Origin of the sequence: Porphyromonas miyakawae (assembly GCF_045865415.1) — a bacterium.
Lineage (GTDB): Bacteria > Bacteroidota > Bacteroidia > Bacteroidales > Porphyromonadaceae > Porphyromonas > Porphyromonas miyakawae.
Window position 1 is genome coordinate 533,321 of sequence record NZ_BAAFSF010000004.1, and the last position, 24,228, is coordinate 557,548.

The window sequence follows — 24,228 nt, forward strand, 5'->3', positions numbered from 1 at the left end:
CCTCCGCACATGAAAATAGGCAGCATTGACTTAGGGAAAGAGCCGCTCTTATTGGCTCCCATGGAGGATGTAAGCGACAGTCCCTTTCGTACACTCTGCCGCTCGTTCGGAGCGGATATGGTTTACTCGGAATTCATTAGTGCCGATGCACTTATCCGATCTGTAAAAGGGGCAGAACGTAAGCTTACAATCAACCCATTAGAGCGTCCTGCCGTTATACAACTATATGGAAGGGATCCTGATACATTAGCCGAAGCCGCCCGCATTGCTGCAGAAGCCCAACCGGAAGCCATTGACCTCAACTTCGGTTGTCCGGTCAAACGCGTGGCCGGCAAAGGCGCAGGAAGCGGCTTACTTCAGAATATCCCTCTGCTCTTAGAGATCACTCGTGCTGTAGTAAAGGCTGTTTCCTTGCCTGTAACGGTGAAAACACGCTTAGGCTGGAGCGGAAACTATATCATTGAGGAGATCGCCGAGCCACTACAAGACTGCGGAATCAGTGCACTTACCATTCATGGACGCACAAGGAGTCAAATGTACACCGGAGAGGCTGATTGGCGTCCTATTGCTGCCGTAAAGAATAATCCCAGGATTACTATTCCTATTATTGGGAATGGCGATCTAACTTCACCGGAGCGTGTACGGGAGGCATTCGATAAATATGGTGTAGATGCCGTAATGATTGGGCGGGCTTCTATTGGTCGACCATGGTTTTTCTCCGAGGTAAAGCAATACCTTCAAGATGGATCCATATCCCATCACCTCTCAAAATTAGAGCAATTGGAGATACTGCGCACCATGGTATGCAATAATATTCACAAACTTGACGAGCGACGCGGCATACTTCATTCAAGACGTCACTTGGCTGCTACACCGCTGTTCAAAGGGATTCCCAATTTTCGCCCCACCCGCATCGCCATGCTTCGTGCAGAGACTCTTGAAGAACTCGACGGCATATTGCAGCAATGTGCCGACATGCTCCGTGAATCGGACGAATAGGTCCTTTTGCCCGGCTCACGACATCTGTCAAAAAGAAAAGAGCCCTTCCGCAATCATTTTGTACCTTAGTTTGCTTATCTTTGCTACGTGTGCAATCACACTATGCAGTAATCGTATTGCATGAGTAATTTGCTTAATACGTTTGTATAGCAAAATATAGGAGTACAATTTCAACAAATTAAATGAGTGATATGGAATTTCTAACCAAAGACAAACTAACTATTGTAGGAGCAGCCGGAATGATCGGCTCTAATATGGCGCAGACGGCTGCTATGATGCATTTAACCCAGAATATATGCTTGTATGATGTATATCTTCCCGGGCTTGAAGGAGTAGCTGAAGAGTTACGTCACTGTGGGTTTGAAGGGTTGAATATAACCTTTACCGACAGTGTAGAAGAAGCTTTCTCCGGAGCTAAGTATATTGTTTCAAGCGGTGGTGCACCTCGTAAAGAGGGCATGACACGTGAAGACCTTTTGAAGGGCAATGCCTCTATTGCTGCCGAATTGGGAGATAATATTAAGCGGTACTGTCCCGACTGCCGGCACGTAGTGATCATTTTCAACCCCGCTGATATAACGGGTCTTGTTACTCTCATTCACTCAGGGCTAAAGCCCACTCAGGTTTCTACATTGGCTGCTTTGGATAGCATCCGTCTGCAAAGCGAATTGGCAAAGCACTTCGGTTTATTGCAGAGCAAGGTTACGAACTGTCGTACCTACGGAGGTCACGGAGAGCAAATGGCTGTCTTTGCTTCCACTGCAAAAGTAGATGGTACTCCGCTCACCAAGCTAATTGGTACGGATAAGTTGTCGGAAGAGAGCTGGCAGGAGATCAAGCAGCGAGTGATCAAGGGTGGTGCCAATATCATCAAATTACGTGGTCGCAGCAGCTTCCAAAGCCCTTCCTATGTAGCAATTGAAATGATTGCCGGGGCCATGGGTGGCGAAGTCTTTACTAAGCCTGTTGGATGCTATGTAAATAATGATCGCTTCCAACATGTAATGATGGCTATGGAAACACGCCTCGACAAGGAGGGTATCCACATCGCTAAGGTAGAGGGCAACGAAGATGAATTGGCTGCTTTACAAAAGAGCTATGAGCATCTGATCAAAATGCGTGATAATGTGATTGAGATGGGTGTTATTCCTCCTGTAGCTGAGTGGAGTAAACTCAACCCGAACCTCTAAGAAATACACACTTTTTATAGGTTACTAACAACCGGGGCATTATACCCCTAAAAACTTACTGAAGGGTACTTTTCCTTGTGGAGGGTACCCTTTTTTTATATTTCTATTCGTTTCCCATTCTGAATCAGGCAGAACATTTATCTTTGCACTGTAATGTACACGAAGAATATCAGGCTCGTTTTCTTTTTACTTGCCGCAGTCACTTCTACGGCACTTCTTACTTCTTGCAAAAAAAGCAAGCACGATGATCTTAGCCTAACCATTCATTGGTCTGAAGCACCTACCGACACGACTACCACCCTGCTCATCTCTTATACCGACACGCTTCAAGCGATTAGCTGCGATACGTTGGTGATAGAGAAGCCGAAAGGGAAGGTAAAGCTACGCTTTCCCATATTTCAGGAGTTCTCTACTCCTATTCAAATCAGACCGGAAGATGGGCACTTTGTACTTATACTGGAAGCTGCCTCTAATCGCGACCTATCGCTTCGATTGCCACTTGCACATCCCTCATTAGCTCAAATTAAAGGATATGAAAAGGCAAAAGTAGCTACCCTCTTTGTGAAGCAAGAGAAGGCACTCCTCAAGGCCTACGACGAAGCCGTGTCAGCGAATGAGTTTGCCCAAAGCGACTCTCTCTACCGACTTATTGAGGCTGCTGCTGCTCGATTTATTGTCAAGTACAATGCAGAGCCGGGCATTAAAGACTTTGCCGATCGCTATTTTATGACCCCCGGCAGTGTAGCGCGATTGGCACAAATAGTAGGAGACTCTATTCTCCCCGATTCCCTTGTACGACAAAACATACTGCTGGACGCACTTCGCCACAAGCAACCCAATAAACGCCTATGGATTCCGTATCGTCCTCTGGACGATACGATCAATTCGATCAGAAAACAATATGAAACGCCCGACTCCTGCCTATTGGTAGTTATTCTTTCCCGAGTAGCCCCCTCTCAAGCCTTAATGGATTCATTGCAGGCTATCCGCTGCGCTGACACCATTTCTAAGCGAGACCTCTACACCATTGCCCTATATCCACAAGCGGAAGACTTTATCCCCTCCACCCCAAATGGCACTTCCTCCTCAGACAGCATTCCCAAAAGCATTATACTCCGCCCCTTAGCTACCGAATGGTACTATTTTATGGAGCGAAATAGCATTACACAAGTACCCCAATATATCCTATTGGGTAGGTCTAATCAGATACGTTTTTCATCTGTAGAAAGCAAGCCGATATTGGATACCCTTCGAGCCGCCTTACCCTATGCCCCTATAACGCCCGGGTCACCCGGTAAACCTTAGTAAGATTCATTTGCGCCATGTTAGTTAAAACCTATACAGCAGCTGTCGTTTCCATTGAAGCACGTATTGTAACCGTTGAGGTCAATTGTGAGGAGGGGAGTAATTTTTCTATCGTTGGTCTACCGGATACGGCGGTGCGGGAGAGCTACGACCGAATTACGACAGCTCTTTCTGTAAGCGGCTTCAATGTACAAGGGCAACATACGGTAATTAATTTAAGTCCGGCTGATCTAAAAAAAGAGGGCACCGGCTACGATCTTCCTATGGCAATCAGCTTGGTAGCGGCTACCGGACAGATGGCAGTCGACCATCTGAAAGCGTACATGCTCCTTGGAGAGCTCTCGTTAGATGGTACGCTTCGCCCTGTTAAGGGGGTGCTCCCCATTGCTATTAAAGCGAGAGAAGCCGGATTCTCCGGACTTATTGTACCGCGTGGCAATGGGCGCGAAGCAGGCGTTGTCTCTCGTCTGCACGTATTTGAGGCGGCATCGCTTAAGGAAGTTGTCAACTTTTTAGAGGGTAAAGGTGCATTATCGGAAGTGCATGTAGATACTCGCCGAGAGTTTGCGCAGGCACAAAATGAGCTGCACTATGATTTCTGTGATGTAAAGGGGCAAGACAATGTAAAGCGTGCCCTTGAGGTAGCGGCAGCCGGAGGGCACAATGTACTCATGATAGGAGCACCCGGATCCGGTAAATCTATGATGGCCAAACGTATTCCCGGCATCTTACCTCCATTCACTCTGAGTGAATCATTGGAAACAACAAAAGTATATTCCGTGGCGGGTAAGTTACCCCTCAATACGATGCTGCTTACCGAGCGACCCTTCCGGGCACCGCATCACTCTATATCTATGCCGGCTTTGGTGGGAGGCGGTACGCAACCTCGTCCCGGAGAAATCAGCTTGGCACACAATGGAGTGCTTTTCTTAGATGAGTTGGCTGAGTTCAATCGCTCTGTATTGGAGCTGCTTCGCCAACCCATGGAGGAGCGAAGAATCACTGTTTCCAGAGCAAAAGCCACGGTCGACTATCCGGCTTCATTTATGTTGGTGGCAGCTATGAACCCTTGCCCATGTGGCTATTATAATCATCCGACCAGGCTTTGCACGTGCCCTCCCGGAGCTGTACAAAAGTACCTTTCACGAGTTTCCGGACCGCTCATGGATCGCATTGACATACAAGTAGAAATAGCTCCCGTACCCTTTGAAAAAATCTCAGACAATACACCTGCCGAGAGCAGTGCTACCATACGTTCGCGCGTATTAGCGGCCCGTAGCATACAGACAGAACGCTTCAAAGGGTTACAAGAGGTCCACTGTAATGCACAGATGGGTACTAAGGAGACTCGCCTCTATGCCACGCCCGATGCCCAAGGACTCAAAAAATTAGAGCGTGCCATGAGTGCTTTCGGACTTTCGGCTCGCGCCTACGACCGTATTCTCAAGGTAGCACGTACCATTGCGGATTTAGAAGGGTCGGAGACTGTACTTGAGCAACATATAGCGGAGGCCATCGGTTACCGAAGTTTGGATAGAGACTCGTGGGGACGCACCTTTTGAAGCATCTATCACAGGGCTACAAAAGATACTGATGTTTCAAACGAAAGGTTCTGATGTTTCATACAAAAGATCCATATCTTTCATTTGAAAGGTACAGATCTTTTTTATGCCCCTTTTCCTCTCTTCCCATTCGCCTATGTAATAAAATTGGCGAGGAGGGTGAATAGACGGTACGGCTAAGCAGTATTGCGGGCTTACTCAGTCCTATTTTTTGTGAAGTTGACGAATGTATTAAAAACATTTTCGCGTAAGTGACAAAAATGTAGATTGTATTCCATGAAAAAGAAAATGAGTATCTTTACAAGGAATATTATCTGAAAGAGATGCAGGGAGCGAAAAGGTTGGCACATAGCTTGGAATTAAGGGGAAAAGAACTCCCCAAAATGCCGGTGTCACCCTACCTGCATATTACTTTTATCTGCCTTTGGGGGATGTTATCCCTCCGGAGCGAAGTGCGCCACAGAGTTAAGGGTATTCAGCGCTTCTCTCCTTTATCGGTCGCATGGATAGGATCAACTCTGAAGAAAGAGCTGATGAATTGGCAGCTATGCTTACCTGCATTGTCCTTTGGAAGGGCAGCGCAAGTGGAACGCATAGGATATGGGCGACCCATTCTATCGACAACAAAACAAATCTATATCATGACAACTCGTTGGACATGGCAACCTTTAGATGAAGAGAAACAGGAGGTGGCGGCTCAACTAAGCCAAGAGCTGCATATACCTCTCCCCGTCGCACGGATATTAGTGCATCGGGGTGTTACTTCTGTAAAGGATGCAACAAATTTTTTTCGCCCAAAGCTACAGGCGCTACACGATCCTTTCTTAATGAAGGATATGGATCTTGCTGTTGCACGTCTGAATAAAGCAGTGGGTACAAAGGAGCCGATACTGGTTTATGGCGACTATGACGTGGATGGAACCACTGCCGTTGCGCTCGTCTATAAGTTCTTGCGTATTGCAGGGTGTAGCGAAGCACAGTTACACTACTACATACCGGACAGGGGAGACGATGGGTATGGCGTTTCGCATACGGGAATTGATTACGCAGCCCGAAGGGGGGTGAAATTAGTGATCGTACTGGATTGCGGTATCAAGGCCTTGCGAGAGATTGAGTATGCAAAGGAGCAGGGAATAGACTTCATAGTATGCGATCACCATCAGCCGGATGAGGGCCTTCCTCCTGCTGTGGCTGTATTGGATGCCAAAAGAGAAGAAAATACGTATCCCTTTACGGAGCTATCCGGTTGTGGCGTTGGCTTTAAGCTGATGCAAGCTTTCGCAATGACTAATAATATCCGTATTTCGAAGCTCTACGCACTATTGGATTTATGCGCCGTAAGTATTGCGAGCGATCTGGTATCGGTATTGGGGGAGAATAGAATTCTCTTCTATCACGGATTAAAACAGCTTAATAGAGATCCCTCGCCTTCTCTGGCAGGTATTATAGAGAGTTGTGGACTCAAGCCGGGCAGTATAACCGCAGGCGATATTGTGTACAAAATAGGTCCGCTGATTAATGCCTCCGGTCGTATGATGAATGGGCGAAGAACGGTTGATCTGCTGCTTAGTAGCACCATAGAAGAGGCAAAAGAGATTTGCCAAGAGGTGGAGCGGAGTAATAATCAACGCCGTGCTTTAGACAAGGAAATAACGAAAGAAGCCCATGAGCAGATTATCAGTCAGGAACTGCACAAGAAGCATAAGCTGATCGTTGTTTACGGAGCAGAGTGGCATAAGGGCGTGATCGGTATAGTGGCATCTCGATTGGCAGAGCAGTATGCGAGACCCGTAATCGTGCTTTCCGGAATGGGAGAGAATGTATCCGGCTCGGCGCGCAGTGCCAATAACTTCGACATGTACCACGCCATAGATCTGCATAAGGATCTGTTAATCAACTTCGGAGGACATCCCTATGCAGCAGGGCTTACCTTGGCAAAAGAGAATCTGAGCGATTTTGTGCAGCGTATTGTAGCCTATGCTGATGGCGCTATTCCGCCCGGTAAGCCGGAGACCGTCATTGAGTTGGACGAAGAGCTAAAGCTCACACAGATCAATCATACCCTTCTGAGAAATATCAATCGACTCTATCCCTTTGGTCCGGATAATCCTACTCCCGCTTTCTTTACAAGAGGCCTAATGGATACAGGCGAAAGTCGTGCCGTGGGGAGAAAAGAGGAGCACCTTCGCCCAGAAGTGACCGATGCAATGAATCGTCGCTATCCCTTTAGCTCTATTGCTTTCGGACAGGCTAAGAGTCTGGGAGTTGTAAAGAGTGGTAAGACGTTTGCCATGTGCTATCATCTGGAAGAGAATGTCCATAACGGAGTAGCCAATTTGCAACTGCGGGTGACTGATATCAAGCCGGATGAAGAGCTGCCCTTTTGATGGATGAGCAGGAAGATTTCCTCTCCTTAGAGGATTTATATGGCGCACAAGATTCATTCTTTGAGGGAGATTTCCCCGAAGAGGAAGAGTCGTGGAGCGAAGAAGAGGGCGGAAGCCTTCCTCTCATTGAAGAGGAACCAGCCGAAGAAAAGCTACTTACTCCGGAAAAAGTACTCAAGAAGTACTGGGGATATGATAGTTTTCGCGAGAAACAACGTGATATAATTGACTCCATCCTTGAGGGAAAAGATACCTTAGGATTGCTTCCTACAGGTGGCGGGAAGAGTATTACTTTCCAAGTTCCGGGACTTATGATGCGGGGGGTGACTATTGTTTTTACCCCTCTTATAGCCTTGATGATGGATCAAGTTGCCCAGCTTAAGGCAATGCATATACGCGCTGCAGCGATTCACTCCGGACTAAGCCGGCAGCAAATCCAGACCATTCTCAATAATGCCGTATATGGTAAGAGCTGTTTCCTCTATATAGCTCCCGAGCGGCTTGCTTCGCCCTACTTTCAGGCTGCCTTACAGCACATGAATGTCTCTCTGATTGTAGTGGATGAGTGCCATTGTATTTCGCAATGGGGGTATGACTTTCGCCCTGCTTACCTCAGTATAGTATCGCTAAGAAAGTATTTCCCTCAAGTACCTATCCTGGCTCTTACCGCAACGGCTACTCCCGATGTCGTAAGCGATGTAATGGATAAGTTGGCTTTTAGGGAGCCGCTTGTTATACAGAAGAGCTTTTTTCGCTCCAATCTGGGGTATGTAATACGCCGTACCAACTCAAAGATCACAGAGATCATACATATCCTTCAGAGCCTGCCCGGGAGTGCTATTGTGTACTGTCGGGATAGAGAGCGTTGCGCCTTAATAGCTACCGAGCTTAAGGAGGTAGGAATTAGCGCAGTACATTACCATGCGGGGCTTTCCCATGCCATGCGTGCCGATCGACAAGAGCGTTGGATGGAGGGCGATATACGAGTGATGGTGGCTACTAATGCCTTCGGAATGGGAATAAATAAGCCGGATGTGCGGTGTGTGATACACTATGCGATGCCCTCCTCGGTGGAGGATTATTTCCAAGAGGCAGGAAGAGCCGGGCGTGATGGAGAGCGATCCTATTCAGTGGTACTGGTAGGTCCAAAAGAGACCGGTATTTTGCGGAAGCGGATTACCACAGAGTTTCCCCCGAAGAAGTTTATCAGCGACCTATATGATCTAATGATGAGCTACCTGCAAATAGGTTATGGTGAGGGATTGGGGCGAAGGCTTGTCTTTGATGTAGAGCAATTTATTAAACTATTCAAGCTGCCGCCTTTAGCTACTATCAGTGCTATTCGCATCTTAGATATGGCAGGGGCGATCCGCTATGAGGAACGTGAGGATCAAAGCTCCAGAATAGCCTTTCAGCTTGAGCGTGATGCTTTGTACGGCTTACACTTAGATAAGCCGAAGGAGATGATAATCGATACCCTGCTGCGGTATTACCCCGGTATCTTTTCGCACTATGTTCCCTTCGAGGAACAGCGCATCTCTTTTGAGACGAGTCTTCCGATCGAGGAGGTCTATCAGCAACTTAAGACTCTTTCAGGCATGAATGTGATCCGCTACGTGCCTCGTTCCGCTTTACCTAAGGTAACCATTACAACGAGACGGCAGAAGGGATCAGAGCTGATTATACGTCCGGAGGCTTATCAGGAGCGTAAAGAGCGCTTTGAGCGGCGCATAGAATCGGTGATTGATTACTTATACCGAAATGATATTAAGTGTCGAGCCCAATGGTTAGTGGAGTACTTTGGGCAGAAGGATTGTCCGGAGTGTGGCATTTGTGATGTATGTGTGCAGAAGCGGAATCGTAAGAATAGTAAGCCTGTTTCGGATAAAAGTGTACAGACCGCCTGTCGGAGTGCCTTACTCTGCTATCTCCCTGAGTCGGATACTTCTGTTGAGCTTTCCACTCTCATTGCCTATCTCATTCGGCAGAATGGGGAAAATAGGGAGTATTGGCTGAAAGTACTCGCCGCTTATATAGAGCAATCGGATGTGCTTATGATGGATGGTTTCCTCATCCGTCGGCGTAAAAAGGGGGCTTTGTAAGGAGAAAGCGACTCGGCTTAGTGTACGCTTTATGCGCACTTTATGCTGAATCGCTCTCTTTCTTTCCCTATTTAGATCATGTACATTACCATGATCTATAAAGTCCTAAACATTGAAAGGACGTTTAGCTGTAGCTATAATTCTGAATAAGTGCCGTACTAAATCCAGATAGGAGCAGCTTCGCCGATCTCATCTACCTGATAGATGAAGCGGATGTACTCGCGGATAGCTTCCTCCCAGCTGATATTAAAGGTGTGCATTATACTGTGGAGTACTCGGTTGGACATATCGTCTAACGAATCTTCCGGTATAGAGGCAGGATCAGTCTCCTCATCTACTTCCACAAACTCTTCGTTGCTAAAAAGCACGCTTACGGGTATAGTAACATTTACATCCCAAGTACCTTGCTGAATAAGCGCACCTCCCGGCTTATAAAATGGGTCGGGTTTGCCCGTTTGCGGGTTGATTTTGGATTGATAGCCATGATAGAGGCGAATACGCAGGTCAAAGTTTTTGCGGTCTTTAAGGAAGCGTATTACGCCTTTGAACCCGATCGGATTGGTCGCCCCTGTAATGGTTGCCTCACCGCTGTGGAAGGTCTTGTTCCATGGGGTAGTATCTAAGTAGAGATAGTCGATAATGCTTGTCGGGTCGTTATCGGTCGCTTCTGCTACTCCATCGAAAGCGGGTTGCACCTTCTCGGGTCTAAAGAAATGACGGTGGATGTGATCTTGTCCATCTTCTATGAACTGGCCGTTCATTAGGTTGCCTTTGATGTCGTAATAATCAATGAATAATAGATACACAGGTGCCGGTTCCTCAGCTCCATTTGACTGATACATTACATTTTGTCGCACATAGAATTGCTTGTCGCTTTTGGGAGAGAGCACCCATCCCTCTCCTGCTTTCAGTTCGTAGGATACCTCCTGTATTTTCTTCAAGTAAAGACCCTTGGAGGGCGGATTCTGATGTATGCCGCCCAGCTCCTGTACCCTCTTCCAAGGCTTATGGAGATGGCACTCCACTAATCTTACAACCATCTTTGCAGGGTCGTCGTGTAGTTTCTCTTGGGTTTGGTTTTGTGGCTCTTTAGGATTGCAGGCTACAGAGAGACTCAGCGTAGCTGCAAATAGAGCTAATACTTTAAATAAATGGATTTTTTTCATAGGTTAAAATGTGATGATCAATGAGCCTCGCAGCGCTCTTCCCGGTTCATGGATAAAGTAGCGGGCTCGGTTTGTATATTCTTTGTATTCTTTGTTGAGTAGGTTGGTCCCATCGAGGAGAAATCGCAAGTACACATCGCCGATAGGTATAGCCAGTTCAGCGGAGCATCCTAATAGATGGTAGGCAGGTGGCGTATAGGACAAGAAATCAGCATCCACTTCAAAATGGCGTTGCTTGGCGACAAAGCTGTGCCGAAGAGCAATGCGCAGCGAGCTGTGCTTCAGATGTGTTGCATAGCTCAATTCATTACTCAATCGAGGGGCCGGCATGAAGGGCAAGTATCGCTTCTCTCCTGTGTTTCGTGCATAGAGGAGTGAGGCGGAAAAGTGATAGCTAAAGTGCTCTGTAAAGTTCCACCTAATGTCCCCATCCATACCGGCAAAAAAGGCATTTGTCTGTTTGTATCGGAAGAGTGGATAGCAACCTGATATAACTGTAATAGTTTCTCCTGTAGGCGCATCGTAAATAAAACCGTGAATATGCTGCAAGTAGCCTTCTATAGAGGCACTAAAGCAATCGGAGCGGTAGCCGACTGAGGAGATCCACTTAAGGCTTTTCTCGGGCTTCATAGTCTCATCTCCAATCAAATAAATACCGGCAGAGGGGTTACTGCCTCGGATGTAACGTTCGTATACGTTGGGGATGCGTGTGCCACTCCCCAGATGGGTGGTCAGCTGCCAATGGGTATTAAGTTGCCAAGCGGCTCCTACTCCATAGCTAAAAGTTAAGTAGTTGTGTCTTCCGCCGTAGCGTTGGCCGGTTATATCAAATCCATCGGCTCTGATTTGGCTTTGCTCCATACGCAAGCCTGCCGTGAGAGTAAGTCGCTCTGTTGTGTAGCGATAAGCGGTATAAGCGTTGAACGATAAGTCTGTGTAGTTAGGGATTAGAGGCACTACGCCTGTACCGGCTACGCTATGATTCTCGGCAATCGTAATCCCACTTCCGGCTTCTAAGTGGCATGCGTTGCGACTCCACTCCCAATCGAAGCGATGAGTCTGATGGGTCAGCTTTAGATACATTTCCGGTATTGAGGAGCGATTGGAGCGGCGATAAGCCCACTCGCGTCGATTGTTGTGTTGGAGTACACTTTGCCATGAGAAGGTGCCATATTGCTTTGTCGCATAGGCAGCAGTGAGTTGGCCTATGTAATGTATCACACGCTCTTTGGGATAGCCAATGTGACGAGTGAAGGGAGTGACATTAATGGGTCTTCCCAATGCCAGTCGTTCGCGGAATATATCTTCGCTTCCGAGAGCCGTGCCCAACATAATGCCGGAGGAATGGTCAAAGCGACTTATGCGTCCCTCGATGCGTAGCGGTCCCTTGTGCCATCCTATAGAGGCGGCACTATGAAATGCGCGGCTTCCGGTATTATTGAGCAAGTACTTGGCCGTGGTACGATCTCCGGCATTCTCATAATTAGCTTCAATTCGCCATGCCAATTGGGGTAAGCCTTTGAAGTGTCCTTCGTGCTCGGTTACCATGGTATAGGCATGACCATTAGTTGAGTAGCCCAAAGCAACACGTCCCATGTAGTGGCTTATGGCGGAATAGGGCAACGGACGTTGCTCTACAAGAATGGCTCCGCCTAAGGCATCGGATGCATACCGAAGCGCATCAGCACCTTTGACTACGGTTATGGAGTGGCTACTCTCTATATCTACTTCCGGCTCGTGTTCTACGCCCCATAGTTGTCCGGCTATTCGTGTTCCATTTTGCATAATGGGCAATCGGCTTCCGTACATGCCGTGTAACACGGGTATGGACGTGGTAGCGCCACTGCTGAGTGTACTGATGCCGGTTATGCCGCTCAATAGTTCACTGATGGATGAGCCTAAAGCAGCTCTAAGAGCGGCTGTGTTGACTGAGGTGTTGGCTGCCGTAGTTACCGGTACAGTGCGCCGAGTCTGCACGGTTACTTCAGGAAGTGCCTGTATGGAGTCCTTCTTTTCCTCTTGTGCGTGTGTGAAAAGTGTACCGACAAGAGAAAGGACAACTATCGTAAATATGTGTTTTAATACAATGCTTTTCTGCATAGTTATATCCTAATAGTTGAATAAATGTGGATAGTATCTTCCTTGTACGTAGTACTATAGGGAAGAAGAAAATGTTACACGCTCTCCTCAAATTTGCTGAGGTAGGGGTGTACAAATCATTTATGTCAAGCCAATAGGATAGGAGGGGCGCGCAGAGAGACTATCTCCGCTGATAAGGCAGAATGAAATGCTTCCGATGGACAGGTAAGGCGTACCCAAGGAGTCAGTACTACGTGTATTATGGTGGGTGTGGCCTCTACAGCCGATGCATTATGGAAGTGACAGAGTAGACATTGATCCGAATCGCGATCTCCTGCCTTCTGCTCTTTGGCTGCACCTGCGGTGTGTACGTGTACGGCAGATTGATAGAAATAAGGCATCAGCGCTACCAGTAGCGTTGCTGTGATAGCGGATAAAAATGCCTTTCTATATACTTGTCGTCTCATACCAAGCCACAAATATAGTAATTCTTTGGAATGATTATACAAGGTAGTTCCATTAAAAAAAAGATCTGTACCTTTCAATTGAAAGATACAGATCTTTTGAATGAAAAATCAGAACCTTTCGTTTGAAACATCAGAACCTTTTGTAGCAGTCTCGGGATAGGCTCTTAGCGAAAATTCCAATTGTAAGATAGGCACAAATTGCTATATTTGTATTAGCACACAATTAAGAAATAAGACACTGAATAAGTTTCATTTGTAGAAAAATTTTTTTATTCATTATGAGAAAAATCATTTCAATCATTCCCTTACTGGCACTGCTTGTAGTAGCCGGTTGTCAGAAGGACCCCAAAGAGCCGCAGACTCCCAATCCCCAAAAGCCGCAGGGTAGCTATAAAGCTCTGTTTCATGCGGAGCCGGCTACTTTGACCGCTGCCGGTGGTGACGGCACGATCCTCGGCATATTGCAGGAACTTTCCGCAGAAGGCGAAAAAATAAGCAGCAAACCGCTTAAGCCCAGCGAATATACGCTCAAGCTACTTACCGGAGATGCAACGCAAATCACCCTTGATGAGATAGGCAAGACCTTTTCGGTAGTTGCCGGTAGCACCACCACTTTTGAAATAGAAGCTACTGTGACAAGTGGAGCCGCCAAAGGACAGAAGCAGAGCGTTAAGATTGTGCGCGGTGGAAGCGTCAGCTACTCTTTTGAAGCTGCACCATCTCAATTCACCGCTACCGGTGGAAAGGGGGTTGTAACAGGGAAGTGTACCTACACCGACACCGAGGGAAAAGTAATTGACGAAAAGGCTCTCGCTGCAAGCGACTTTACGCTTACGCTGAAGGCAGGAAAAGCTTCTGAGCTAACCATTGACGATGCCCAGAAGAGCTTTACTGTAGCGGAGGGCACCGAAGCGGCCGACTTTACGCTTGAAGCAAAACCACTCGCTGCGAATGCCGATGCCACTGAGCTAACCATACACCGCGAAGCGACACCTCAACCCAAGCTCTTATTACCCCTTGAGCTGGTAGCTGAGTATAATATCGGCATCAAGGAGAATGAATTTGCTGCCACACAGGCCAGTAATGTAAGCAGCTATTTTACTTATGAAGATACTGTAAATAAATTCAGCAAGGTTACCATCAACGGCAAGAAGTATCACCTCCCCTCTCGCCAAGAGTGGGAATCGATTATTCCCTATGATACAAAGGTCAATTTGGGCTTTGCAAAGGATCTGAAAGCTATATTGGAAAAGGTAGTGGTAGCCGGTGAGGAGCTACAATTTACCAGTGACTTCTACTCGGAAGGTGCCGGCTGGTGCGTAGCACTACGCTACAAAGGTACTAAGTATGTATCAGCATGGAAGTACCGCATTTATAGTGATGAGTTTGGTAGTAAGAGTCTGGAAATTACGGCACGTAAGGTAACTGATCAAACTACGATAGAGGATATCAAGGGAGACTCGTTCTGGAGCCAAGCTGACGACTCTAAGGTAGTCCGTATTTTCCCTGCATCCGGTAGACTGCGCGACGGCTCAGTAAGCAATCAGGGTAGTCGCGGTTACTTTTGGTCATCAACGCCACACGAATCAGACGCCACGCTTGCTTACGGATGTTACTTTGACAAGAACGATGCCAGCACCTATTACAACGGTAAGCGTACCAATGGACGTACGGTAAGGCTCTTTATCGACAAGTAAAGACTTTCGAAGATGCACTTAATAAAGGGTGCCGGAGGCAATGCCTTCGACACCCTTTTCGCACAACCGGAATACACGTTCCGTCACCTTTTCTAAAAGTCTCTTTTATTCTTCTTTCAATGGATTACGCGACTCTATCTTTTGTATTACGTTCACAACGGCAGAGCGCTCTATGCTCCACATGTGGGCACTCACGAGCTCACTATTGTTAAAGGCCTGCTCATTGAGCTTAGAGATTGCATCAATAAGTGCGGATGCCTTCTCCTCGTCCGACTCTTGCACCAATACGCTGGCATTGTAGCTGGGCCATATGGCGGTATCCTTACGCGGTATATCGAACTCACTCTCTGCTAATACTTTCGGGATGATCTGATAGTTCTTTATCTTCATCCGTCGTAGCAGCTCTTCGATCTGCTCTAATCCGCTGATATTACAAGTTATATATATAAATTTCATCATAACAGCATCAAGCTTTAGCCTTTCCACTTCTTATTAATCTCAGTTGCTTACGCTCACGATTGAGTCTACCCTGATGTAGGAATGCATAGATAGTGGGTACTACAATCAGGGTTACCAGCATGGATACCAGCAGACCTCCGATAATCGTGATACCTAACGGCACGTATAGCTCACGCCCCATACCGGTACTCAGTGCCATAGGCAGCATACCGAGTATGGTAGTCAAAGAGGTCATTAGCACCGGTCTCAGTCGGGAGTGTCCGGCCTCCAGTACCGCATCGCGTATCGTATAGCCTCGCTTCACAAGCATATTGGTATAGTCAATAAGCACAATACCATTGTTCACCACAATACCCACAAGCATGATCAGTCCGACAAAGGAAACTATACTCAGCGTGGTATTAGTAATCAAAAAGGCCAGTATAACACCTACAATCATAAAAGGCAAGGCGAATAGGATGATGAAGGGATCCAATAGAGACTCAAATTGCGCAGCCATCACCATGAATACGAGTAGAATACCTATAAAGATAATCCCTCTAAGCGAACCGAATGAGTCACTCTGATCCTCAACCTGCCCACCCATGCGAAGCGATACCCCTTCGGGAAGCACAGTTTCATCAATGAGCGTTTGGGCAATCTTAGTAGCCTCTCCCAAGGAGATATCATTAAGCCCGGTAGTAACCTTTACATAGCGCTCTTGCGCCATACGCTCTACCTGCAAGGGTCCATCGGTTTCTACTATTTCAGACACTGCAGAAAGTGGTACCTGCTGTCCGAGTAGATTCGTAATCTGCATCTCCTTGAGCAGCTCTTTTGAGTTACGATATTCCGGAGCATACTGGATAGTAATATCATAGTCGCGACCATTCTCAGTAAATACCCCGGCTTCGGCGCCATAAAGATTTTGACGCACCTGCATACCGATCACCGCTGAGTTAAGAGCCATTTGAGATGCCTTATCCTTATCTATTTCCACATGCAACTCACGGCTACCCACTGAAGCGGTAGTCTCTACATCCGTAAATTCTTTACACTCCTTAGCACGGTTCTGGAGGTCAAAAGCGACATTATTAAGTTGTGTAAGATCTTTTCCGGAGATTACAAATTCAATCGGCTTCATATTTCCAGTAAGTGCCGTTGCCATGGCACTACCACCCGATACAGTTACCTTCTCTATCTGAGGTATTGCCTCTATGAGTGGGCGTATAGCATCCGCTATCTCCTGACTGCTTCGCTTGCGTTCGTCTACAGGCTTAAGGTGACAGAATACGGAACCCACATTTTTTCCCTCCTTGAAGCCAACAGCTGTCAGAGTAGCATCCGTTGTTTGACCTGTAATACTGGCCGCAGTCCCTTCCACCATCTCCGGTATCTCATCTTGCATGATCCGGATGATCTTCTTACCGACCTCCTCGGTATTCTTATGGGAAGAGCCTTGCTCAGTCTCGAAAGAGACTACAACGGTGCCGGCATCAATATCAGGGATATAGTCGGTACCCACAAACTTACCTAAGAAGAGAACCCCCACAAAGAGGCCTATAGATACGAGCAGCGTAATACCTTTATGAAAGACAGCCCAGCCGAGGAAATTACGATAGCCGTTTTCTAAGCGCACAAACATACGCTCACTCCACTGGTATAAGCGTCCATGCTGCTTCGCACTCTTGTCTCTCGGAGCCGCCTTAAGCAAGTAGCCCGACAGCATAGGCGTGAGCGTAAGGGCTGTAAAGAGCGAAGTGATCATACAAACCACCGTAAGAACGGCAAGCTGCTTGAACATAACCCCTACAATACCTCCCATGAAAAGAAGTGGCAGGAAGATCACGATGGTTGTGAGCGTAGAAGCAGCAATGGCAAGCCCCATCTCCGACGCACCAAAGATTGCGGCCAGCTTAGGCTTAGCTCCACGCTCTATATGCTGCGTAATATTCTCCAGCACCACAATGGCATTGTCCACCACCATACCGATGGCTATGATGAGTGATACCAAAGAGAAGATATTAATCGTGAAATCTAATAGGTACATCACGATAAATGCTGAGATAAGCGATACCGGCATCGTCATAAAGACAATGAAGCTCGACTTCCAGTCTCTCAAGAAAAGCAGCACCACAATCGTTACGAAAAGCAATGCAAAGAGGATAGACATAGTAAGGTTGTTCCTAGCAGCTAAGATGAGCTCATCCGAACTAAGCATTTCGAACATTTTCACATCAGGCGGCAGATCCTTACGTATCTGCTCCATTTCTGTCCGTATGGCATTGCTCACTTCTACGGTATTAGCACCAGATTGCTTCTGCACAACAAGGGCCATTCCCTTGCCTAAATAGTCGGTGGTTGCTACGTCCAAATTCTTATAGGTATCCATTACGGTAGCCACATCCTTAAGGCGCACGACCTGTCCGGAAACAGACTTCAATACCGTATTGCTCAGCTCATCCGTACTCTCGTATTTAGCAGGGACCCGGACAGCGAAGTCATAGGCGCTCATCGTTATATTGCCCGCAGGAACACTGATGTTATTTGCTTTCAGCAAAAGAGCTATCTGAGCGCCGGACATACCATAAGCTTGCATACGGACAGGATCCAACTCGATACGTACTTCCCGCTCCGGTTGCCCTAAACAGATTACCGCACCAACCCCCTTTATTTTACGAAGGCGAGCGGCTATCTTATCCTCTACGATATTGTCTAATCCGTTATAGTTCTCATCGGCATTGATTGCATAGCCGATTATAGGCATCATGGATGCGTTGATCTTATAAATAATAGGGGTACAAGCTTGAGACGGGAGCCTTGACTTGACCAACTCAATAAGGTCACGCGCATTATTTGCTGCCGTAGTAACATCTTCCCCCCAATCATAACGCATCTGTATGAAAGATACATTCTCCTTAGAAGTGGACTTTATCTCTACTAAGTTCTCTGCAGCCGAGAGGAATGTCTCTAACGGCTTAGAAACCTGCTCCTCAACCTCAACGGCAGAGGCCCCTGGGTAAACGGTAATTACCGTAATGGAAGGGAACTCGACATTTGGGATGAGGTCAAGAGGCAACTTAGTCATTGAAAAAATACCCATTACCAAGATCGCCACAAATATCATTGCGGTGGCAATAGGCCGCTTGACTCCGAATTCGGGTAGTTTCATAGGGTTATTCCTTTACCACATTGACCGTTGAACCATCGTGAAGCTTATTTTTACCATCTACGATGATTGTATCTCCCTCATTAATTCCATCTACACGAACCATTCCTTCATTCATTTCAGCACGCTGAACCTGGATGCGGGTTACAGTTTGGCCATCCTCATTTAACTTAAATACATATTCATCAGCCGTGCCGGGAAGACGATAGATCGTATTGAGTGGCACAAATACGCCTTCTCTCTCCGGAAGCTCAACGGACACATTACAATACATGCCGGGCTTGAGACGCAACTTAGGATTAGGTATAGATACCTCCACTGATGCGGTGCGTGTAAGCTCAGAAAGTACAGGAGAGATGAAGTTTATCTTTCCTATAATGGAGTCGGTCGGCATTGCATCGAAGCAAATTATTACATTCTGCCCGATGGTAAGGCTATTAATCTCCTTTTCATTTACTTTCAGCACTACCTTAAGCGGATTTACCTGACATATCTCCAAAACACCTTCCTTCACCTTCAAGTTATCCGTAACTGTAGGCACAAAGATGTAGTTCTCTCCTTCGTTGACTAAGATATCTGTTACAATACCACTGAAAGGAGCCACAATAGAAGTGTTTTTCTTAAGTAAAGCGACCTTAGCTACAGAGGCATCATATTTTGCTTTTACATGGTCATACTCCATTTGGCTGATACTCTCCTTATCACGCAAACGCGATATGCGCTCAAAGTCACGTTTAATAGCATCATTCTCTATTTGGGCTTGTAAGAGCATTTCGTCGGACATCTCTACAAGGAGCTTTCCCTTCTGCACAAAGCTACCTTTAGAGCAGTAGACTTTTTCCACTCGTCCGGGTAGCGTAGTTCCCAGCGCTGCCTTCCGCGACTCCTCAGCATTACCGGAGAAGCGTAGGAGGGGAGTATATTTCATTTTTTGTGACTTTATGACAGTAACCGGTATTACCTCCTCTTTTTCTTCCTGCCCATCCGCTGTACTCTTTTTGCCACAAGCGGTAATAAGGCTACTAATCAGTAAAAAACAGGTCAGTAGCAAGGCGTTTTTAGCTCTACGTGTAGTCATTATATTTTCTGCGTTACTTTTGTTTCTGTTGACTGTTATTGTGTTGTTCTATGTACTGGTATAGGGCACCGGTTGATTTTTCCAACTCACTTAGTGCTGTCGCTGCCTCTATGCGGGCATCTATATTGTCGGAAGAGGCTCTTTCCCACATAGCTTGTGCCTCCAAAATATCTTTGGTACTCTTCATACCCTCATCCAAAGTATTCTGCACCACACGAAGATTCTCGGCTGCCTGCTGCACAGAGAGCTTGGTAAGCTCGATCTTTTTCAGTGCCTCGCTGTATTGGAATTGATCCCTCTTAATCTGTAAGGCAATGAGCTCTTGTGCCTCTGCCAGCTCAAGTTTCGCTTGTTGCACCTTTTGTTCGGCCATACGCGTCTGGTATATTCTATCCCCCCAGGTAAATAGCGGGACCCTTACCCCGATGCCGATGGCCCAATCCCCACCGAAGTTATGCTGCGAGCCTTTATAGATATTAGGAGTAGCCCACACATATCCGGCAGTAAGGAATACATTAGGTAGGAACTGAGACTTAACCATCGCTTTTAGAGCTTGGGTAGACTTCAGTTTATCGTTCAACATAGCTATTTCCACCCTTTGATCCCCTTTCTGTTCAGCGAGTAACTCTAAGCGTGGAATCAACTCTTGCTCGCTAATCACAGCACTGCTCAATACAAGATTGGCTTCGTCCATTCCAAGTAGCTGAGCAAGAGCCATACGGGATAGTTGTAAGCCATTCTCTGCCTTAACAAGCGAAAGGGCTACTTCATTCTGCTTTACTTGCACTCTCAGCAATTCATTGCGTGTAATGATACCCTCCTGATATATATTCTCAAGGTCATTTGCTAGTCTGTCCAGTAAGGCCTTATATGCTTTAGCAAGCTGCACCTTTTCCTGTACAGATATTACACGCCAATAAGCCGTATCCACCCTACCGATCACATCAGCCTGCTTTAGTATAACCTCCTCGTGTGCTATATTAGAGAGACTACTTGCTATTTTGTTGGCCTGTACAATCTTAGTGCCTAAAAAGATGGGTTGACGCAGTACAAAGCCTCCGGTAAATATCTGCTCGGGGGCTACGGATAAGAAATCCATAGGCATTGCTAAGCCCTGAGGAAGAAGCCCCGGCACATCAAAATTAAAGGCGAAGGGTTGCAATGCTCTATCTCCGGGATTTACCCAACCGCCTACGAAATCGATTCGCGGCAAATACTTTGTTTTTGCCGATTTTACCAGGTAGTCCGAAGCAACAGCATCCAACTGCGCCATTTGCACCTTTCTATTATGCTCAAGAGCAAGAGTACGACATTGCTCTAAATCAAGCTGTGCTGCCTCCTGTGCCGAGACTCCGCCACAGCAGAGTATCAGTGCCGATAAAAGGACTATTTTCTTTACTCTCATACTCATTTATATAAATGTACGTAACAAATCAAATTAATAGGTTCTCTACTATTTCTTTTGAGCTCGCTGGAACCACTCCTTGAACTCTTTGTTCTTTGCCTTACTAACTACTACTTTATCCGGCGTCGGCATGATGAGGTTGAGCGTCAGCTTGCCTCCGAACCATATCGATACGCTCTCTACGGCATCATGAGCCACTAAGTACTGGCGATTTGCTCGAAAGAAACGATGTGGACTAAGCTGCTTCGCAAAGCGATCAAGTGTATAGTCAATAAAGTTTTCCTTACCATCAGCGGTAACGATCACCGCTCCCTTATTCTCAGCACGTATGTAGATAATCTTATCCACAGAAAGGGGTAATAGCTTATCTCGGTAGGGGATCAGGAGATGGCTCTTGTACTCTTCTTGAGTCTCTTTTAAAGCTTTTATCATATCCTCCAGCATACTGCTTCGATCCTCTTGGGTACTGCCCATGGCACGCTTTGCTTTATCCAAAGCCCGTTTTAGATCACTCTCTACGATCGGCTTTAGAATGTAATCGATGCTATACACCTCAAACGCTTTCAGTGCATATTCTTCATAAGCAGTGGTAAAGATAATGGGGCAAGTAACCGATACACGATCAAAAAGAGTAAATACATCCGTGTCCGCCAAGTGAATATCCATAAAGGCAAGGTCGGGCTGCGAATTGGCGCCAAACCACTCCACGCACTCTTCTACACTCTGCAACACTTGTAGCACCTCTATATTAGGCTCCAGCTTTTGGAGAAGCCCCTGCAATGTGCGTGCTGTGTAATACTCGTCTTCTACAATGATTGCTCTCATATCAAGGCTTTTGCTCGTGGCTCTAACTGTGACAAGGAGGAGACAAGTGGTAATGATACCATAAAATCACACTCAGTTGCTACAATGGAAATGTCCTTATTAAAGATCAATCGGTACTGCTCCATTAGATTCTCTAAGCCAACTCCACTACTCGTATCTATCGTATGAAGTTCACGCCTCTGTAGCTTATTCGCAACTTCTATAGCGTCCTTAGTTGTACGTATATCAATGCTTAGCGGATTCTTCAAAGTAGCCACATTATGCTTGATAGCATTCTCCAGCAAAATCTGCAGCGCAGAGGGAATTATATAGTAATCTAAATACTGCGGATCAATGTCAAAGTTCACATTGATGCAATCAAAGTAACGGATGCACATCAAGTAAAGGTAGGAGTGTGCAAAGTCAAGCTCTTCTGAAAGATGTACCACCATCTTATTGCGCATGGAGTGTCGAAAGACCTGAGCCAACTGCTGTACGTACTCTCTTGCTCGCTGATCATCCTCTCCGATAAGTCCATTGAGTGTATTGAGGGAGTTGAAGAGAAAATGAGGATCTGTCTGGCTTTTCAGAGCAGTATAGCGGTTCTGCAAATTTTCTATCTCCAAGTCTTGTACCTCTACCACTTTATTATGGTTCTGCTTCATTAAGAATATAGTCATGGAGAAGAGGAAAGTAAGAAAAACGATCACTACATCTTTTACGTAAAGCACAGTCATGTTCATCTGTAATGGGAGCCCATTACTAAACCACCGTTGCTGCATCTCGGTAATCTTTACAGAGAGCAACAGCATACCTCCGAGCAAACCCAAAAGGATTAACCACAACTGGTACTGCTGTATGGAATACCGATTGATCGCCCACAACTGCACGCTGAGCAGGATATAGAAATAGAATACACTCACAATAAGCGATACAATGGTACGATAAGAAAGCAGCTCGCCGGTCTTGAGCGTACGCTCCGGTGTCAGCAATCCATAATAGAAGACAGATGAAGTCAGTATGACCGCTGCAAGCAGGAGACTCATGATTAGGGTAGTGATCAGCACACTCTTTCTTGTATTATTCAAGAAAAGGAACCTCTGCTTCCTCCTGCGCCTTAGCTCACGTATATTCATCGAATTGATACTCTTCATGCGAAGCATACTGACTCTATCTTTTGATCGTAAGATTAAAACCGATACCCTATACCTAAAGAAACGGCATGCTGATGCGCTACATAGTTAACATCGCGCAGCTCTATGCCGGTACGGATGAAATGATCCGATAGGGAAGTCCTAAGGTCTCCTGCTTGATCAAGGAAGCCATAGTTATATCCCAAGTTCAAGAGGATACCATTATTAAACTCGTATCCCATCCGGCAAGCTATACCCACGTTCCAGCGATAGAGCGCACTCTTCTCATTATGACGCTCATAGAGCTGTATCGGCTCCAATTTGAAGGGAATCTTCAGCCATTTGGTCGCAAATTCCACTTCATTCGTTTGTGCCGCAAATCCTATTCCCACAAACGGACCGGCACCAATATAGAACCGACCAAAATCGGTAGGTATCATCGCCATGGCGTAGATAGGGATCTGCATTCCCCACTGATTTATTTTATTCTCTATTACATGGGGAACTGCCTCTTCGCCACCGAGCGGAGGCATAACAGAAGCCTTTAGCCCCGTTGCATAATAATAAAAGTTAAGCTCCGGCTGTAGGGCAAAGTGAGGGCATAGGTTAATACGCATAAAGGCACCTAGCTCTCCACCCAGTTGCATTCCTTTGGTCTCTAATTGCTTAAACTCATCGTTTAGTATCAGGTTGGAAAAGTTGGCTCCGGCAGTTACTCCGTATTCAATTTTTTCAGGAGTTTGGTTTTGAGCTTTTCCCACAAAAGACACTACCGCCCATAAGAGCATTGTGACTACGCTGATTCTGCTACTTTTCATGCTGTTTATCTCTTATATATAGTTACTTGGCGTCCGGTACCTTGCACAAACTTTTCTTGTGTGCTACACGACGCCGGTTATTTTCACAAGTACAAAAATAGAACAACACTTCTTGTATCGCAACATATTTTTACCGAGTTGACCAAAATTGCTACTGAAACGGGAATATTTGACACAAATCCTTCTAATAGGCACAAAGAATCACCCTACTCTTCGTTCACCTTTTGGGGTCAATATAGACCTCTTGCTCAGTAGTATCGCATAACCGATGTCCTTTTTTTATACTTCAACATATACGTACAGGCAAAATTTATGCCTAAGTGCATTGTAGCTCTATATAGGCAAATTTGTGTCTGCTCAGTGCTACTTATAATATTTTGATGCCTGCCGGCTGTTGAAAAATATAAAACAAACGTTTAACTTAGCACT

17 protein-coding genes are annotated in these 24,228 nt (G+C 46.3%); 7 read left to right on the forward strand and 10 right to left on the reverse strand.

Annotation, left to right across the window (positions count from 1 at the left end):
• Positions 1-9 precede the first annotated feature (9 nt).
• The 6 genes from dusB to ACLWMH_RS07775 all read left to right on the forward strand — a co-directional run bounded on the left by dusB (position 10) and on the right by ACLWMH_RS07775 (position 9,545).
• The gene (gene dusB / locus ACLWMH_RS07750) at positions 10-999 is read left to right on the forward strand and encodes a tRNA dihydrouridine synthase DusB (protein WP_411916122.1); all 990 of its coding nucleotides are present in this window, start codon (positions 10-12) and stop codon (positions 997-999) included.
• A gap of 191 nt (positions 1,000-1,190) precedes the next feature.
• Complete coding sequence (locus ACLWMH_RS07755) at positions 1,191-2,189, forward strand: malate dehydrogenase (protein ID WP_411916253.1); 999 nt, start codon at positions 1,191-1,193, stop codon at positions 2,187-2,189.
• A gap of 153 nt (positions 2,190-2,342) precedes the next feature.
• On the forward strand, positions 2,343-3,494 hold the full coding sequence (locus tag ACLWMH_RS07760) for a hypothetical protein (protein WP_411916123.1): 1,152 nt from the start codon (positions 2,343-2,345) through the stop codon (positions 3,492-3,494).
• A 17-nt stretch (positions 3,495-3,511) separates the two neighbouring features.
• Positions 3,512-5,056 (forward strand): YifB family Mg chelatase-like AAA ATPase, encoded by a 1,545-nt coding sequence (locus ACLWMH_RS07765; protein WP_411916124.1) that lies wholly within the window; start codon positions 3,512-3,514, stop codon positions 5,054-5,056.
• Positions 5,057-5,697: 641 nt separating this feature from the next.
• Complete coding sequence (recJ, locus tag ACLWMH_RS07770; protein ID WP_411916254.1) at positions 5,698-7,443, forward strand: single-stranded-DNA-specific exonuclease RecJ; 1,746 nt, start codon at positions 5,698-5,700, stop codon at positions 7,441-7,443.
• Positions 7,443-9,545 carry a RecQ family ATP-dependent DNA helicase gene (locus ACLWMH_RS07775; RefSeq protein ID WP_411916125.1) on the forward strand — a complete coding sequence of 701 codons (2,103 nt, stop codon included), beginning with the start codon at positions 7,443-7,445 and terminating at the stop codon, positions 9,543-9,545. The genes recJ and ACLWMH_RS07775 overlap by 1 nt, the downstream gene beginning before the upstream one ends.
• Positions 9,546-9,703: 158 nt before the next feature.
• On the opposite strand, the gene ACLWMH_RS07780 is transcribed toward ACLWMH_RS07775, so the two are convergent.
• From ACLWMH_RS07780 to ACLWMH_RS07790, 3 genes are all read right to left on the reverse strand, one after another.
• Positions 9,704-10,711 (reverse strand): hypothetical protein, encoded by a 1,008-nt coding sequence (locus tag ACLWMH_RS07780; RefSeq protein ID WP_411916126.1) that lies wholly within the window; start codon positions 10,709-10,711, stop codon positions 9,704-9,706.
• Between the two features lie 3 nt (positions 10,712-10,714).
• On the reverse strand, positions 10,715-12,811 hold the full coding sequence (locus ACLWMH_RS07785; protein ID WP_411916127.1) for a TonB-dependent receptor: 2,097 nt from the start codon (positions 12,809-12,811) through the stop codon (positions 10,715-10,717).
• Between the two features lie 125 nt (positions 12,812-12,936).
• Entirely contained in the window at positions 12,937-13,257 is a 321-nt protein-coding gene (locus ACLWMH_RS07790) for a hypothetical protein (RefSeq protein ID WP_411916128.1), read from the reverse strand.
• A 278-nt stretch (positions 13,258-13,535) separates the two neighbouring features.
• On the opposite strand from ACLWMH_RS07790, the gene ACLWMH_RS07795 reads away from it, so the two are divergent.
• Positions 13,536-14,954, forward strand: a complete 1,419-nt coding sequence (locus ACLWMH_RS07795; RefSeq protein WP_411916129.1) for a fibrobacter succinogenes major paralogous domain-containing protein — start codon at positions 13,536-13,538, stop codon at positions 14,952-14,954.
• A gap of 105 nt (positions 14,955-15,059) precedes the next feature.
• On the opposite strand, the gene ACLWMH_RS07800 is transcribed toward ACLWMH_RS07795, so the two are convergent.
• Genes ACLWMH_RS07800 through ACLWMH_RS07830 form a run of 7 tightly spaced genes read right to left on the reverse strand, consistent with a single transcriptional unit; the run spans position 15,060 to position 23,799 of the window.
• A complete protein-coding gene (locus ACLWMH_RS07800; RefSeq protein WP_411916130.1) occupies positions 15,060-15,413 on the reverse strand; it encodes a PG0541 family transporter-associated protein in 354 nt (117 codons plus the stop codon).
• A 7-nt stretch (positions 15,414-15,420) separates the two neighbouring features.
• Positions 15,421-18,564, reverse strand: a complete 3,144-nt coding sequence (locus tag ACLWMH_RS07805; protein ID WP_411916131.1) for an efflux RND transporter permease subunit — start codon at positions 18,562-18,564, stop codon at positions 15,421-15,423.
• A gap of 4 nt (positions 18,565-18,568) precedes the next feature.
• Positions 18,569-19,639 carry an efflux RND transporter periplasmic adaptor subunit gene (locus tag ACLWMH_RS07810; protein ID WP_411916132.1) on the reverse strand — a complete coding sequence of 357 codons (1,071 nt, stop codon included), beginning with the start codon at positions 19,637-19,639 and terminating at the stop codon, positions 18,569-18,571.
• A gap of 13 nt (positions 19,640-19,652) precedes the next feature.
• Positions 19,653-21,044: a TolC family protein gene (locus ACLWMH_RS07815; RefSeq protein ID WP_411916133.1), complete on the reverse strand. Its 1,392-nt coding sequence runs from the start codon at positions 21,042-21,044 to the stop codon at positions 19,653-19,655.
• Between the two features lie 48 nt (positions 21,045-21,092).
• Positions 21,093-21,869, reverse strand: coding sequence for a LytR/AlgR family response regulator transcription factor (locus ACLWMH_RS07820; protein ID WP_411916134.1), 777 nt, complete (start codon positions 21,867-21,869; stop codon positions 21,093-21,095).
• Positions 21,866-23,011: a sensor histidine kinase gene (locus tag ACLWMH_RS07825; protein ID WP_411916135.1), complete on the reverse strand. Its 1,146-nt coding sequence runs from the start codon at positions 23,009-23,011 to the stop codon at positions 21,866-21,868. The genes ACLWMH_RS07820 and ACLWMH_RS07825 overlap by 4 nt, the downstream gene beginning before the upstream one ends.
• A 26-nt stretch (positions 23,012-23,037) precedes the next feature.
• Positions 23,038-23,799 carry a porin family protein gene (locus ACLWMH_RS07830; RefSeq protein WP_411916136.1) on the reverse strand — a complete coding sequence of 254 codons (762 nt, stop codon included), beginning with the start codon at positions 23,797-23,799 and terminating at the stop codon, positions 23,038-23,040.
• Positions 23,800-24,228 lie beyond the last annotated feature (429 nt).